This window comes from Stutzerimonas stutzeri, assembly GCF_024448935.1.
Taxonomy (GTDB): Bacteria; Pseudomonadota; Gammaproteobacteria; order Pseudomonadales; family Pseudomonadaceae; genus Stutzerimonas; species Stutzerimonas stutzeri_AO.
Genome location: NZ_JAMOIE010000107.1, coordinates 1 through 14,460, shown reverse-complemented (window position 1 = coordinate 14,460; position 14,460 = coordinate 1). Strand labels below are relative to the sequence as shown.

The following is a 14,460-nucleotide window of genomic DNA, read 5'->3' as shown; positions in this document are numbered from 1 at the left end:
AGTTCATTGGACTGCTGCGAAAGAAAAACAAGATTTTCAGATATGACTGCTCCCGGCTTTACGTTCAACGACCTAAGCGCCGGGACCCCCTCATCCACATAATATTTTGATGGCTCAACGATCCCTACAGTAATCGATGGAACAAGATGTTTAAGTCGCATCACTCGCCAATGCGCCGGCACCTCGCCCAGCCACTCCACCCCGGAGTCCTTCATCGGCACAGTCGGATCGAGGCCTTTGGTCACGGCATGAGAGATCACAGCCTGGCGCTTTTCCTTGAGCAATTCGATCAGATGCTGCTGCTCTTCGACCAAGCCGTCGATGCGGGCGGTTTCGTGGTCGAGGAAGCGGGCGATTTGGGCTTGTTCGGTTGATGGCGGAATGGCCCCATACAGCCGTCCAAAGGACTCCGGATACAGCCTTAGCCGTGAATCAATAACGCCTGCTTAATATGCCTTAAAATATCAAGTCATCTCATCAGAGCGAACCAGCCAGATAGTCGAGATATTCTGGGCTTGAACCATCCAACACATGGAAGACGCTATATGCGGGACTGACAATCCCATCCTGCCAAGCAAAGCCAAGCCCTCTATTCCATGCCAGCATGATATTCATCACAAGATCGTTTGAACGGCAGATTTTGTAACCTTCAAGCGACTCAGCACGACTAAGATGTTCCCCCTCATCCAGGGTTCCTGCTCTTGGTTTAACACCGTAATAGGCAGACACGGACATTAATTCTTCCGCGCCATCGAGACTACGCTCGCCTCTTTCAGAAAATATCTGCTTATACCGTTTTACAAGCCAATGCTCCGACACTTCCCCCAACCACTCCACCCCAGAATCCTTATAGGCCGGGCACGGCTTGAACTGGCTCATTGCGCCTCTCCTTGCGCGGTATTCAGGGCATAGAACTCGTGCAGCTTGGCCTGCAGCGTTTGTCCGGCAGGCGAGTCTGGTATTCGGCGATCAGGGCCGGCGACAGACTGCGATTGAGGGCGTACTCGACCACTTCGTCGTCCTTGCTGGCACACAGCAGCACGCCGATGGCGGGGTTTTCGTGGGGTTTGCGTTCGTCGCGGTCCAGTGCTTCCAGGTAGAAGCCGAGCTTGCCCAGGTACTCCGGCTCGAAGCGGCCGACCTTGAGTTCGATGGCCACCAGGCAGTTGAGGCCACGGTGGAAGAACAGCAGATCCAGGGCGAAATCACGCCCGCCAACTTGCAGCGGGTATTCGGAGCCGACCAAGCAGAAGTCGCGGCCCAGCTCGATCAGGAAATCCTTGAGCCGTGACAGCAGGCCTTGATGCAGGTCGGCCTCGGCGTGGGGGCAGGTCGAGAAACTCGACCATATAGGCATCGCGGAACACCTCCAGCGCGGCGGGGTGAGTGTGTCTCAGCACTGCCGAGACTTTTGCCGGCTGGGTGACGCTGCGCTCAAACAGCGCCGCCTTGAACTGGCGCTCCAGCTCGCGCTTCGACCACTTCTCCTGAACCGCCATACGCAGGTAGAACTCACGTTCTTCCGGGCGCTTGCTCTGGTTGAAGATGATCAGGTTGTGCGACCAGGACAATTGTCGCGCCAGTGGTGCGACTTTTTCCTCGGTGCGGTAGGTCTCGTAGAACTGGCGCATGCGGAACAAATTCGACCGGGTAAAACCGCGCAATCCTGGTTGGGTCCGGGCCAGATGATCGGCCAGCTGGCTGACCACGGCATCGCCCCACTCGGCCTGTTCCAGCTTGCGGCTGATGTATGCGCCGACCTGCCAGTATACAGCTCGATCAGCCGGCTGTTCACCGCCTGCATGGCCTGCTGCCGGGCACTGTGGATCAGCGCGAGCACCTCATCGAAGCGCTCGTCCGTTGCACTGCGGGGTGTGTTTGGTTCACTCATGCCGAAAGCCCCCTCGATCATCTGCTTGATGCGGTCGGTGCAGGCTTTCAGGTCGCGGTCAATCCCTTCCAGCGGACGCGGCGGTTGGAACACATAGAAGTGGCGGTTGAAGGGAATCTCGAAGCCGACGATGCCGACTTCACCGTCCTGCGCATCACGCTTGCTCTCGTCGATCCAGGCGTCCGGCACATGGGGTTTCACTTCGCGTTCGAAGTAGGCGTGGATCGATTCGCCCAGCGGCACGTTCTCGTTGTCGCGCAGGCCGGCGTCGGCTTCCGGCTGGCCCTTGGTGGTGCAGATATCCGCCTCGGGGTCGCGCTCGCTCAGGGCGCTGAGCAGTGCCTTGAGTTCCGCCGTGGCGAGGGAAATGCCGTGGGTGCTCAGGGTCTTTTTCAGCAATTTGCTGAACTGCTCGCGGTTGCGGTGCAGCACGCTGGCGTCCATCGTTTGCAGCGCCTCGAGAAGCTGCTGCTGGGCGGCGGGTTCGAGTTTCTGGATGGCCTTTTCGTCCCGCACCTTGGCGATGCGCTGGCTACTTGCCTGGAAGTTCAGCCGTAACGGGCGCTCGGCGGTGATGCGCCGGTAGCCGAAGGCCTTGATGGGAAAGATCTTGCTTTGCGGAGTGGCTTCGAAGCGACCGTAGAGGCGTACCAGCTCGTCGATCTGCTCCTCGGTGATGTACTGGTGTTTGCTGCCCAGGGATTTGCGCATCTTGGCGAAGTCCGGTGATCACCAGCGAGGTGGTCAGGTGCACGATATCGCGCGGGGTGAAGTGTTCCCCGGCGGTTTCGTTGGAGCTTTCGGCAAACTTGCGGATCAGCTCTTCGAAGATGATGCCATGCCGAAGTTGCTGATGAACTCGGGGCTTAGATCGGTGGCGGCGGAGCGCTGCACCACTTGGTAGAGCAGATTGGCGGTTTCCAGCTGCTGGACGAAGTCTTTCGAAATGGAAGTGCTCGAAGATCTCGCGCGCATCCTTGCTGAAGGCCTGCACGTAGCTCATCAGGTCGGCGGCGGTCTGGGTGTCGGACAGCGTGCCGAGGGTCAGCGGCGAGGCGTTTAAGAACTGCTGGCCCGCGGCGCGCAGCAGGATCATTTCACGCACGGTATCGGGACGACCTTCCTGCGCAAAGGTCTGCTTGATGACCTCGTCCTTGGTCGGCGCCAGCACGCATTCCATCCGCCGCAGCAGGGTGAACGGCAGGATGATGCGGCCGTACTGGGACTGCTTGAAGTCGCCGCGCAGCAGGTCGGCAATCGATCAGAGAAAAGCGGCCGTCTGGGAATGATTTTCCGTGTTCACGCAACAGCTCCTGGGTAATCGAGCAAAGCCGCTATTTTAACCCGAGGAGATCACCAGGAATTAGACTAATACAAAGGCAAGCGTGACGCGTTCAGATGCGAGTTCAAGGTGGCGCGCTGTGAGCTGCTGTCTGGAGCAGCGCTCTACCAGCGAATCGGCAAGCAATGGCGTGACCAGCTTCTACTAGCAAATCAGTCAATTCAGCTTTTTTGCATGAGCAGATCTTTGACTTTCTGAGCGATCTCTTCGGGATTTTCCTTCCACTCAACATAAAGCTTATCGCTCATCAAAAAGTTATTATTCAAAATACTATCTTTATCACCATAGATAAGCGGAAGCAGTCTTTTTGTGCCTCCCGAGATATCGCCGTTCAGTACTGAATTGATCTCCTGCTGAGGCCAAGCTTTGCCAACAGAATTGTCGGTCATCACAGCAATCACGAATTTTGATTTTAGAAGTGCCTTATTAATAGTACCAACAAGTGAGTCTCCCCAGCTGATTTCTTTGGCGTCATAGAAAGCATGAACGCCAAGCTTTTCAAGCTCATCATATAAAGGCTTGACGATCTTTTCTTTGTCTTCAGAGGCATGGCATAGAAAGACATCGTACATCTTATATTCCGCCTTTATAGATTTGATAAATTTCGGAGGCGTAGAGTCATGCTCAGCCATTTTCAAAACAAGCTTAACATACGTAGGATCATCAGCCCCTTTAACCAAAGCAAGAAACGAAAGTCGACCATAAATATTACACTTTAGTTTACTGCCATCCTCGGTTAGCTCAGCCTCTTCTGGGTTCAAGCCTAGTATATCAACATAATATTTTCTTTCAGCCTCCACTGGATTATCAACCCAATGGTGAATTGCAGTGCGTAGCTTATTCTTATATTCAGCTGGCACGTTGAGTTTTTTATTGACAATTAAACCAGTGACTTCTTGCCGACTGAACTTTTCTTGTAGCCGACTTTTCTTCTCATTTATTTCAAATCCACTTCTCGCGAAAATACTAGCCAGATCCTCACCAACAATAGTCTGCCCATCATTGATACAAGCGATCTGACGAGGAAAAATGCGTTTTGCAGAGATTGTAATATCATCAGCGTAACGAGAATATAGAAGCCCATGATTTCGAATATGCTTTATTATTCTATTATCAAGGGTGCTGGCCACTATATTTGCAATAATTGGCGATGTCGCTGCCCCCTGAGGAAGGTAATTATTGAAGCAGCAAATTTGGGCGATAACAGTAGCTACGTCGGGATGAATCTCGAATGGTTTAGCGATAAAGACCGCCCGGACCCTACCAAAATTAATTGATCCGAAAAAATCCTTGATATCGATATTCAATACCCAATTAGATTTTTTGTGCAAAGCAGCATTATCAAGAATTCCTCTCCCTTTAATAAAACCTTTAACACACGATTTGAACTCAATGTTTTCCTGAAGTAGCCCAGCTAGCTGGTTTTGAATCACTCGCAAACCTTTTTGCGGTGAGTCGATTTTTCTAAACCCGCCCCGCTTTTTCCGCATCTCAAAGGATTTATACTTGGCATTATCTGAACGCTTGTAGCAAATATATAGCAGATGCCCCTTTTGAACCCGTAACAAACTACATAGTTCATCAAGGGAGCTAAGCTTAGCTATTGAACGAGTAAGGGGACTCAGTAACTTCAAGGCGGCCTCCGGCCCGTATACTACCGAAGTAAAAGCAGCACCCCCCGCTATTTACCTTACGCCTCGCGAGACTCACAACATTGCGAATCATTAGTCTCATCGAAACCCACAGTCGCATATATCCTTACATTAACGATGATTGCAGTGGTAGCACTGCATAGTTAAAGCTTGGAGGGGTGCTGCGTCCTTTATGCCCGAAAGGTGAGGATATGGCAATACGAGGCATGAATATCTCAAGGTTGCTATCTGAGGTCGAGGCTCGCCTGTTATCTGTCACAGGACCCCACATTCGTGCTCAACGCGGTCGGCACCGCATGATTGGCTTTCTAAGCACTTGCAATCACGAGCTGAGGCAAACACTCCGCTTCGCTCTGTCGAAATGTGAGGGTGGTGAAGGTCGCAACGTTGCTGAGAAGGCCCACTAAGGTGAGATTGCCAAAACAGCTTAAATAAAACGCACAGGCAAAAAAAACAGCGATTTGTGGCTTGGCTTGGGGTTTTTCCATTCACTGCTACAAATCACTGCTTTTTAACCACTGTAACATATTGATTTACAAGGGTTTTATGTAGTGGCGGAGAGATAGGGATTTGAACCCTAGGTACCCGCGAGGGTACAACGGATTTCGAATCCGTCCCGTTCGGCCACTCCGGCATCTCTCCAGCGGCGCGCATCATAGCAGCTCGGTGTGTTTTGTCTAACCCAACTGCTCAGATTTTTTAACGGCGCAAGATCGTGACAGCCATGCTGGCCGCGGCGATCAGCCCCGCCCGGTCGCCTCCACTCAGCTGGTCAGGCGCGTCAGCGCTTCACGATACTTGTCGGCTGTCTTCTGCGCGACATCAGCAGGAACAGGCGGGGCTGGCGGCTGCTTGTTCCAGCCGGTGGATTCCAGCCAGTCGCGGACAAACTGTTTGTCGAAGCTTGGCGGGTTGCTGCCTTCAGCGTAACTGTCTGCAGGCCAGAAGCGGCTGGAGTCGGGGGTAAGCACTTCATCCATCAGTGTCAGCTCGCCGTTTTCGTCAAGGCCGAACTCGAATTTGGTGTCGGCGATGATGATGCCCCGGGTTGCTGCGTATGCGACGGCTGCGCTGTACAGCGCGATCGAGGTATCGCGCACCTTCGCCGCCAGCTCTTTACCGATGATGGCTTCGCACTGCTCGAAGGAGATGTTCTCGTCGTGATCGCCCACGGCCGCCTTGGTCGACGGCGTAAAGATCGGCTGCGGCAGCTTGGCCGCCTCTCTCAGGCCAGCTGGCAGCTTGATGCCGCAGACGGTGCCGTTTTGCTGGTACTCCTTCCAGCCTGAGCCAACGATATAACCCCGCACGATGGCCTCGACTGCCACGGGCTTCAGACGCTTGGCCACTACAGCCCGCCCCTCTACCAGGGGCAGCTCTGCGGCAGATACAACGTCCTCGACCTTGTCGCCGGTGAAATGGTTAGGGACGAGTTGCGCAAGCTTGTCGAACCAGAAGTTGGAAATGGAGGTCAGGATCTTGCCTTTCTCCGGGATCGGCTCGGCAAGGATCACATCAAATGCCGAAAGCCGGTCGGTAGCGACTATCAGCATGCGCTTGTCGTCGATCTCGTACAGATCACGCACCTTGCCGGAATAGATTTTCTTCAGGCTGAGGGAATTGGCAGTGGTCATGGCGATTCTCGCGGTTGCCGAACCTACGCCGGCTTACGCAACAGCGCAGCCGCACGATTGGGTCAGTCGTCAAACGAAACAGGCGAAACCGAAAGGTTTCGCCTGACTGGATCGGAGCAGACTGTTTCGCAGAATCAGTCCAGGTTGTCCTTGAGCATATTCAGCACGCGTCGCGAGGTTTCAGCCGGAGCAACCGTGTCGAGATCCTTGTCGAGGGTGACCTGTACCTTGTCCCCTACGTCGGCCACGCGTACCTGATAACGTTCGGCGCGGGCTTCGATCTCTTCGCGGCCAGGGGCCCAGCCGAACAACCGCGAGAAGAACCCTGGCTTCTCGTCTGGATTAGCCGCGCCTTCCGCCAGATTGACGTAGTAAACGCCAAGGCTTCTATCCAGATCCTCGACAAGGATATCGCTCGCGGCTAGAGCCCGACCGACGCTCGACCAACCACGGTTGAAGTCGGTGTCAAGCTGCAACACTGGCTCGCCGCTGCCGGCTTCACTGAGTGTGACACGGCTTGGCGCGTCAAACTCGCGCTCAGCCAGCAGCGAGGCGGATCCACCTTGTGCGGTGCTGCTGTTCAGCCCTGCCTGCAGCTCATCGAGCAGTACACGATCACGCTCTGCATTCGCTGGTGTGTCGGGCCAGGCAACATCGCCACTGCTGCCTGCCGGGCGCTCGACGCTGACCAGGAAGATCTCGCTGGTATCACGCTGCACACCGGGCTCGACGCGAACCCTTACACGGATTTCGCCTTCACCCAGGCCAAGGTTGCGTACCAATGCTGGCGAGAGCTGATTACGGGTCTGCCAGGCGGTGACCAACTCACCGGTCTGAGGCCGCTCTTCGGCAATCTGGAAGCCGTTATCGGTGAAGAACTGACGGGCCGCTGCCCACACTTGTGAAGGCGCACGCATAGCAACAAGCCAGCTCGCATCTTCAGATGTCTGCAGGGTGTATTCGCTCGCCTCTTCGGCGGCAACAAGACGCTGTGGGCGGGGCACTTCGTACTCGCCTGCCGCACGGTTGTCGGCTACTTGCTGGGGGATTGGCAGTAGCGGCTCGATCGGGCGCAGTTCGACATCGCCAGGCACTTGCATCGGCGGTGCCTGCTGTGCCTGCAGGTAGTCGCTGCCGCGGTCGCGGAAGTATCCGTCCTCACCCCACAACCAGCCACAACCGCTGGTTCCAGAGATGATCAAGGCTAGGGTCGAGAGGCCGGCCAATCGCTTCATGCATGTTCCTTCATTATTAAACCAGAACGCCTGAGACGATCAGGCCAGCACACCGGACTGACGCATCGCGTCGCGAAGCGGCTCGTGGCAACGCTGGCTAAGCCAGGTGAGTGGCAGGCGGATACCGTCCGGTATAAGACCCATCTCGTGCAGCGCCCATTTCACCGGAATCGGATTGGCCTCAAGGAACAGGGCCTGGTGCAACGGCATCAACAGCGCATTGATGGCTCGCGCCTTTTCGGCATCGCCAGCGATAGCAGCGGTACACAGCTCGCTCATCGCGCGCGGCGCCACGTTCGCGGTAACGGAGATGTTGCCCTTGCCTCCCATCAGCATCAGTTCCACAGCAGTGGCGTCATCGCCGGAATAGACCAGGAAGTCCTTGGCGACACGATCAAGCACCTCTTGCCCGCGCTTGAGATCACCGGTTGCTTCTTTGACGCCGATGATATTCGACACCTTGGCCAAGCGTTCGATGGTTTCTGGCAGCATGTCGCAGGCAGTGCGCCCGGGGACATTGTAAAGAATCTGGGGAATCGCTACCGCTTCGGCGATGTGACGGAAGTGAAGATACATACCTTCCTGCGTCGGCTTGTTGTAGTACGGCGTCACCAGAAGACAGGCGTCAGCACCGGCCTGCTTGGCGTTGTCAGTCAGCTCGACGGCTTCACGCGTTGAGTTGGCCCCGGTACCGGCGATCACTGGGATTCGACCGTTGACCTGGTCGACGACTCGACGGATCACCTCGATATGCTCAGCGACTTCGAGGGTAGACGCTTCGCCAGTAGTACCGACCGCAACGATTGCATGGGTGCCTTCCTGGAGGTGGAAGTCGACCAGCTTGCTCAGGCTATCCCAATCAAGACCACCCTGCGCGTCCATGGGAGTGACCAACGCCACCATACTGCCCGCAATCATGCAACCCACTCCTACCGGAAAAGAGAGGCGTAATGGTACAAGGCTCCCGAGCGCTTTGCGAGTACGCCGGACGCATCAACCGCCGGAACGCCTGAGCACCGGCGCGGCAGCCAACTGGCTTACTCGGCCGACGCATTCCCTCTGACGACGCTTTTCGCTACCCTTAGCTATTTTCGGCCTGGCTGGCCGACCGATTCATCAGCGCCAGGAATCTGCATGTCCACCCCCCCAGTACCCCGAGAACAGTTTCTCGTCATCAGCGCCATAGGCCGGAGCCCGATGGCGCTCACCAATGTGCTTTGCCGAGCCAGCAACGAGAATCGCTGCGCCGTGGTCAGTACGCGTCTTACTCGACACGGCGAATGCTGTGCCCTGGTTCTGGAGATCACCGGAAGCTGGGACGCGCTTGCTCGAATGGAGACGGCCCTGCCCGGCCTGGCCAAGAAGCACGAGTTCACCACTAATGTGGTGCGCAGCGAAGCACTGGAGACTCGACCGCAGGCGCTGCCCTATGTGGCGTATGTCAGCTCGGCCTATCGTCCAGACATCCTCAACGAGTTGTGCCAGTTCTTTATCGACCATCGTGTCGAGCTCGAAGCCCTTACATGCGATACCTATGAGGCACCGCAAACTGGCGGCACCATGCTCAACGCGACGATGACCGTCACATTGCCGGCTGGCACGCAGATCAGCTGGCTACGGGACCAGTTCCTCGATTTCGCCGATGCACTGAACCTGGATGCGCTGATCGAACCCTGGCGCCCTCAGAACCCTTAATTTAGGAAAGACCACCATGTCCATAGCCGTTGACCAACCCGTGCCGGCCTTCCAGGCACAGGCGACCAGCCACACGCAGGTCAGCCTCGATGCGTTGAAGGGCAAGCAGGTGGTCCTGTACTTCTACCCGAAGGACAATACCCCGGGCTGCACGACGCAAGGCCAGGGCTTTCGCGATCAGCACGACGCCTTCGTTGCGGCCGACACGGTCGTTTTCGGCGTGTCGCGGGACAGCCTGAAGAGCCATGAGAACTTCAAGACCAAGCAGGGCTTTCCCTTCGAGCTGATCTGCGACAACGACGAGCAGCTTTGCCAGCTATTCGACGTGATCAAGCTGAAAAAGCTTTACGGCAAGGAATACCTGGGCGTCGACCGAAGCACCTTCCTCATCGACGCTGACGGCGTGCTGCGGCAGGAATGGCGCGGGGTGAAGGTGCCAGGGCATGTAGACGCCGTGCTGCAGGCCGCCCAAGCATTGCACCAGCGCTGATCCGAGCGGCCTACCAGGTTCCATCGCAACAAGCCGGGAACACTGCAGCTACGGCTTGCAGCCTGCCGTGGCCTCAGCTGTTGCGTTCCCCACCGCTCCACCTTCCGGCGTGCCGTCTTTGGAACTATCCGACGTGCTCCACCGCCGGCAGCGTGGCCGGTCGGCGCGGCCAAGCGTAAAGCACAGCCTTGAACAGGGTCGCCAAGGGAATCGCGAAGAACACGCCCCAGAAACCCCACAAGCCACCGAACAGCAGCACCGCGCAAATAATTGCAACAGGGTGCAGATTCACCGCCTCGGAAAACAACAGCGGCACCAAAACATTGCCATCCAATGCCTGGATAATGGCGTAGGCCACCATCAAGTAGATGAACTGATCGCCCAGCCCCCACTGAAAGAGCCCGATCAATGCGATAGGAATGGTAACGACAGTAGCGCCGATATAGGGCACCACCACCGAAATCCCGACGAGCATCGCCAGTAACGCCGCATAGTTCAGCTCAAGGGCGGCGAACACTGCATACGAGACCACACCACAGATCAGAATCTCGATCGCCTTGCCGCGTATGTAGTTGGCGATCTGCACATTCATTTCCTGCGCGACCTGGGTAATCAGCCCTCGCTCGTGCGGCAGGTAACCACTGAGCCAATCGTTAATCTGTTGGCGATCTTTGAGAAAAAAGAACACCAGGATCGGCACCAGGATCAGATAGATCATCAGGCTAAGCAGCAGTGGCAGGCTCGACAACGAAGACGTGAGCATGATTTGGCCATAACGACCGACCTCGCCTCGGATGAAATCGATACCCCGCAGCACCTGCACTTCCGTGAGCAATTGGGGGTAGCGCTCGGGCAGAAGAAGCAACAGCGACTGCCATTCCACCAGCATCCGTGGGAGCTCGTTGAAAAGTGTCAGCACCTGCTGCCACATCAACGGCGCCAAGAACAGAATGCAGACGGTCAGCAGGCCGATGAACATCAAGAACACCAGCCAAACCGCTATCAGATGCGGCAACTTGATTCGTTCCAGCGCACCGACCAACCCCTGCATCAGATACGCCAACACCAAGCCGGCGATGACCGGGGCCAGCATGTGACCGAGGGTCAACACTGTCGCAAAGGCGACCACCAACAGAACCCCAAGGACCACCGCCTCCTCGTCCGAGAAATAGCGATGTATCCAATTTCGTAGCACGTTGAGCATATGCCTTCCTTACCAGCCGTCAGGCCTTGCGCAGCCAGTAACGGTAAAGCCCTTCGTCTGCATCTTCGTGCAGCAGCGTATGGCCGGCCAGACTGGCGAAACTGCGAAAGTCGCGTTGCGATCCCGGGTCTGTCGCGGTGACCTTCAACACTTGCCCGCTGGCCAATCGGTTGAGTTCCAGCTTGGCCTTTAGCAGCGGCATCGGGCAGGCCAGCCCGACCGCGTCCAGCTCGGCGTCACAGGCCATGCCGGAGGCACCCTGTTGAGTCATGTTCATCTCCTCGAAAGGGCTGCAGGATACCGAGCTGTGCCCGGCTCTGGCCAGTGACCCGAGCACAAGGCTACAGTAGCGCTCCCGCCTTGAAGAGCCAGTCTGGATGAAATTGCTGCACCCGACCCTGCTGACACTTGCCTGCCTGATCGGCCAGCCGGTACTAGCCAACGACCTTCCCTCACTCGGCGACTCCAGCTCCGGCATCGTCTCGCCAGAGCAGGAGCATCAGTTGGGCAGAGCCTGGCTCAGCCTGTTGCGTGGCCAGGTCCCTCAGTTGTCCGATCCGCAGCTGAAGGATTACCTGGAGCGCAGCGTTTATCGCCTGGCCGAAACCAGCCAGATACAGGATCGTCGCCTGGAATTCGTGCTGCTCGACAGCCCACAGCTGAACGCCTTTGCGGCGCCCGGCGGCATCATCGGGGTCAATGGCGGATTATTCCTTCATGCCCAGACTGAAGCCGAGTATGCCTCGGTACTCGCGCACGAACTGGCCCACCTGTCGCAACGCCATTTTGCTCGCGGGCTGGAAGCGCAAAAACGTATGCAGCTACCGCTGATGGCGGCCATGCTCGCCGGTGTCGTCGCCGCTGCGGCCGGTGCAGGCGATGCCGGCATCGCAGCCATTATGTCGACCCAAGCGGCGGCAATTCAGTCTCAGCGTCGTTTCTCCAGACAGAACGAGCAAGAAGCCGACCGGATTGGCATCATCAACCTCGAGCGCGCCGGCTACGACCCACGCGCCATGCCTGAGATGTTCGGCCGCCTGATGCGCCAGTATCGCTATGACCAGAAGCCGCCAGAATTTCTTCTCACTCACCCGGTCAGCGAATCGCGTATTGCCGATACCAGGAACCGCGCCGAGCAATACCCCGATACAGGCGTCGAAGACAGTCTGAAGTATCAGCTGCTGCGTGCTCGCATGGATCTGAAATTCGAAAGCACGCCCGGGGTCAGCGCCAAGCGCTTCCGCGCAATGCTGGCGGACGATCCGAACCTCGCCGCGGCGCGCTACGGGCTGGCGCTGGCGCAGATCAACAGTGGCCAGCTGAAGGAAGCCGCGTCGAACCTTGAGCCATTGCTGGCAACGGAACCAGACGACGCCACCTACAACCTGGCCCAGATCGAGCTGGACATCACGGCTAACCGTCTTGCCGCCGCGCGCGCTCGGGTGCAGAGATTGCTTGACCTTTACCCAGGAAATTATCCCGTACGCCAGGCGAACATTGATCTGCTGATCAAGGAAAACAAACTGCAGGATGCCGAGCAGGAGCTTGACGCTCTGGTGGACGCCCGACCGCAGGACCCTGACATCTGGTATCAGGTTGCAGAAATCCGTGGCCTCACCGGCAACATCATCGGCCTGCATCAGGCCCGTGCGGAATATTTCGCCCTCGTTGGGGATTATGATCAGGCAATCGAGCAGTTGAACTTCGCCAAACGTCGCTCCAACAACTTCCAGAGCGCGGCACGAATTGATGCCCGGCAGAAACAGCTGATCGAAGAGAAGCGGATGGTGGAGGGCATGTTGCGTTGAATACTGCAGCCGCCTCAGGCTATCGCAGGATGCGATGCAGGCTCACAACCCACCCAAGCTCTTGTGTCAAGCGTTGCCAGCCTGCCTGATGCGAGCGGCCCGAGTGAATTCGAGCATGCGCTTGAGCGGCTTGACCGCTCGCGGAATCAAAGCCGGATCGACCCGTATCTCGTTGCTGCCAGTGCGCAGGCACTCAAGCGTGCGCTCGAGTGTGTTCATCGCCATCCACGGGCAATGCGCGCAACTCCGACAGGTGGCGCCACTGCCGGCCGTCGGCGCCTCGATGAACTGCTTGTCCGGGCAAAGCTGCTGCATTTTATAAAAGATCCCGCGATCAGTCGCGACGATGAACGTCGGGTTCGTCAAGGTCTGCGCCGCCTTGATCAGCTGACTGGTCGAACCGACGGCGTCGGCAAGCGCGATCACTGATTCAGGCGACTCTGGATGGACCAGCACTGCTGCGTCCGGATACAGCGCTTTCATATCCTCCAATTGCTTCGACTTGAACTCTTCATGGACGATGCATGCGCCGTCCCAAAGCAACATGTCAGCGCCAGTTTCACGCTGCACGTAATTTCCGAGGTGCTTGTCGGGGGCCCAGATGATCTTTTCGCCGTTGTCCATCAGGCTTTCGACGATTTCCAGTGCGCAACTGGAGGTGACGACCCAATCGGCACGTGCCTTTACCGCGGCGGAAGTATTGGCATAAACCACAACGGTACGCTCTGGATGCTGGTCACAAAACGCCGAGAACTCCTCGACCGGGCACCCAAGATCCAAAGAACAGGTCGCCGCCAATGTCGGCATCAGGACCCGCTTCTCGGGATTGAGGATCTTCGCTGTTTCACCCATGAACCTGACGCCTGCCACGACCACTGTCTGCGCGCAGTGCTCGTTGCCGAATCTCGCCATCTCCAGCGAATCCGAAATACAGCCGCCGGTTTCCTCGGCCAATGCCTGGATCACCGGATCGGTGTAATAGTGCGCAACCAGCACCGCGTTTTGCCGCTTCAGCTCGGCGGCGATATCGCTGCGCAACTGCGCTTCCTGCTCTGGCGTCAGCGGCTTGGGCTGCTTGGCCGCCAGGTGAGCCTGCACCAGAATATGTTCGGGGATATGCGTCATGTTCGCTGGTTCCTGCAAGCACGGCGGTGTACGAGCCGCCGATTATAGCCATCGAGGCCGAGAATACGGACGTAGCGAAGCAAGAGATGAAGCGAGGACGGGCCGAGCCTTTCACCCCCTGCCGTTACCAAGGGGGCGAAATACTAGCCGAAGCTTTCAGAAAAGTGAAAGCGGATGGGAAATCACAAAATTATCAGCCTGATCGAGTAGGAGATCACCCGCCGTCCAGACGCCGCGCTGTCGCGCAGCAAACTGGGTATTTATTGTTTGATGGGAGGTGGATACTGTCGCCTTGGCTTTCCAAATAGGGCCACTTGCTGGCGATCATGGCTCACTTCTGCGGGATCGTCTCTGTCGTGGCGGCATGCTAGGAGCCGCGCAAAT

11 protein-coding genes, 1 tRNA gene and 3 pseudogenes are annotated in these 14,460 nt (G+C 57.0%); 3 read left to right on the top strand and 12 right to left on the bottom strand.

What is annotated here, in order from left to right; genetic code table 11:
• The 9 genes and pseudogenes from NA637_RS21620 to dapA form a co-directional block, all read right to left on the bottom strand.
• Positions 1 to 380: pseudogene (locus NA637_RS21620) on the bottom strand (restriction endonuclease subunit S); the annotation flags it as partial.
• Between the two features lie 97 nt (positions 381 to 477).
• Positions 478 to 879: a hypothetical protein gene (locus NA637_RS21615; RefSeq protein WP_256074610.1), complete on the bottom strand. Its 402-nt coding sequence runs from the start codon at positions 877 to 879 to the stop codon at positions 478 to 480.
• Positions 876 to 1,891: pseudogene (locus NA637_RS21610) on the bottom strand (PDDEXK nuclease domain-containing protein). Before NA637_RS21610 ends, NA637_RS21615 begins: the two are co-directional and overlap by 4 nt.
• Positions 1,892 to 3,110 (bottom strand): annotated as a pseudogene (locus NA637_RS21605) (type I restriction-modification system subunit M N-terminal domain-containing protein); the annotation flags it as partial.
• Positions 3,111 to 3,394: 284 nt separating this feature from the next.
• A complete protein-coding gene (locus tag NA637_RS21600; protein WP_256074609.1) occupies positions 3,395 to 4,867 on the bottom strand; it encodes a TIR domain-containing anti-phage reverse transcriptase in 1,473 nt (490 codons plus the stop codon).
• 570 nt (positions 4,868 to 5,437) lie between these two features.
• Positions 5,438 to 5,527 (bottom strand) — tRNA-Ser (locus NA637_RS21595).
• 122 nt (positions 5,528 to 5,649) lie between these two features.
• Positions 5,650 to 6,519 carry a phosphoribosylaminoimidazolesuccinocarboxamide synthase gene (locus NA637_RS21590; RefSeq protein ID WP_256074608.1) on the bottom strand — a complete coding sequence of 290 codons (870 nt, stop codon included), beginning with the start codon at positions 6,517 to 6,519 and terminating at the stop codon, positions 5,650 to 5,652.
• 134 nt (positions 6,520 to 6,653) lie between these two features.
• Positions 6,654 to 7,754 carry an outer membrane protein assembly factor BamC gene (gene bamC / locus NA637_RS21585; RefSeq protein WP_256074607.1) on the bottom strand — a complete coding sequence of 367 codons (1,101 nt, stop codon included), beginning with the start codon at positions 7,752 to 7,754 and terminating at the stop codon, positions 6,654 to 6,656.
• 39 nt (positions 7,755 to 7,793) lie between these two features.
• Positions 7,794 to 8,672 carry a 4-hydroxy-tetrahydrodipicolinate synthase gene (dapA, locus tag NA637_RS21580; protein WP_256074606.1) on the bottom strand — a complete coding sequence of 293 codons (879 nt, stop codon included), beginning with the start codon at positions 8,670 to 8,672 and terminating at the stop codon, positions 7,794 to 7,796.
• 216 nt (positions 8,673 to 8,888) lie between these two features.
• On the opposite strand from dapA, the gene NA637_RS21575 reads away from it, so the two are divergent.
• A complete protein-coding gene (locus NA637_RS21575) occupies positions 8,889 to 9,449 on the top strand; it encodes a glycine cleavage system protein R (protein WP_256074605.1) in 561 nt (186 codons plus the stop codon).
• 16 nt (positions 9,450 to 9,465) lie between these two features.
• Positions 9,466 to 9,939: a peroxiredoxin gene (locus NA637_RS21570; RefSeq protein WP_256074604.1), complete on the top strand. Its 474-nt coding sequence runs from the start codon at positions 9,466 to 9,468 to the stop codon at positions 9,937 to 9,939.
• 124 nt (positions 9,940 to 10,063) lie between these two features.
• Here the strand turns inward: NA637_RS21570 and NA637_RS21565 are convergent, their stop codons facing one another.
• Positions 10,064 to 11,143, bottom strand: coding sequence for an AI-2E family transporter (locus NA637_RS21565; protein WP_256074603.1), 1,080 nt, complete (start codon positions 11,141 to 11,143; stop codon positions 10,064 to 10,066).
• A 19-nt stretch (positions 11,144 to 11,162) separates the two neighbouring features.
• A complete protein-coding gene (locus tag NA637_RS21560) occupies positions 11,163 to 11,414 on the bottom strand; it encodes a sulfurtransferase TusA family protein (RefSeq protein ID WP_256074602.1) in 252 nt (83 codons plus the stop codon).
• 106 nt (positions 11,415 to 11,520) lie between these two features.
• Between NA637_RS21560 and NA637_RS21555 the strand changes: the two genes are divergently transcribed.
• Entirely contained in the window at positions 11,521 to 12,951 is a 1,431-nt protein-coding gene (locus NA637_RS21555; RefSeq protein WP_256074601.1) for a M48 family metalloprotease, read from the top strand.
• Between the two features lie 66 nt (positions 12,952 to 13,017).
• Here NA637_RS21555 and nadA read toward each other — a convergent pair whose 3' ends face one another.
• On the bottom strand, positions 13,018 to 14,076 hold the full coding sequence (nadA, locus tag NA637_RS21550; protein WP_256074600.1) for a quinolinate synthase NadA: 1,059 nt from the start codon (positions 14,074 to 14,076) through the stop codon (positions 13,018 to 13,020).
• Between the last annotated feature and the right edge of the window lie 384 nt (positions 14,077 to 14,460).

What these genes read in the sequence shown, in the direction of transcription:
- NA637_RS21615 (WP_256074610.1), bottom strand. Translation starts at nt 879, where the DNA reads ATGAGCCAGTTCAAGCCGTGCCCGGCCTATAAGGATTCTGGGGTGGAG.
- NA637_RS21590 (WP_256074608.1), bottom strand. Translation starts at nt 6,519, where the DNA reads ATGACCACTGCCAATTCCCTCAGCCTGAAGAAAATCTATTCCGGCAAG.
- bamC (WP_256074607.1), bottom strand. Translation starts at nt 7,754, where the DNA reads ATGAAGCGATTGGCCGGCCTCTCGACCCTAGCCTTGATCATCTCTGGA.
- dapA (WP_256074606.1), bottom strand. Translation starts at nt 8,672, where the DNA reads ATGATTGCGGGCAGTATGGTGGCGTTGGTCACTCCCATGGACGCGCAG.
- NA637_RS21575 (WP_256074605.1), top strand. Translation starts at nt 8,889, where the DNA reads ATGTCCACCCCCCCAGTACCCCGAGAACAGTTTCTCGTCATCAGCGCC.
- NA637_RS21570 (WP_256074604.1), top strand. Translation starts at nt 9,466, where the DNA reads ATGTCCATAGCCGTTGACCAACCCGTGCCGGCCTTCCAGGCACAGGCG.
- NA637_RS21565 (WP_256074603.1), bottom strand. Translation starts at nt 11,143, where the DNA reads ATGCTCAACGTGCTACGAAATTGGATACATCGCTATTTCTCGGACGAG.
- NA637_RS21560 (WP_256074602.1), bottom strand. Translation starts at nt 11,414, where the DNA reads ATGACTCAACAGGGTGCCTCCGGCATGGCCTGTGACGCCGAGCTGGAC.
- NA637_RS21555 (WP_256074601.1), top strand. Translation starts at nt 11,521, where the DNA reads ATGAAATTGCTGCACCCGACCCTGCTGACACTTGCCTGCCTGATCGGC.
- nadA (WP_256074600.1), bottom strand. Translation starts at nt 14,076, where the DNA reads ATGACGCATATCCCCGAACATATTCTGGTGCAGGCTCACCTGGCGGCC.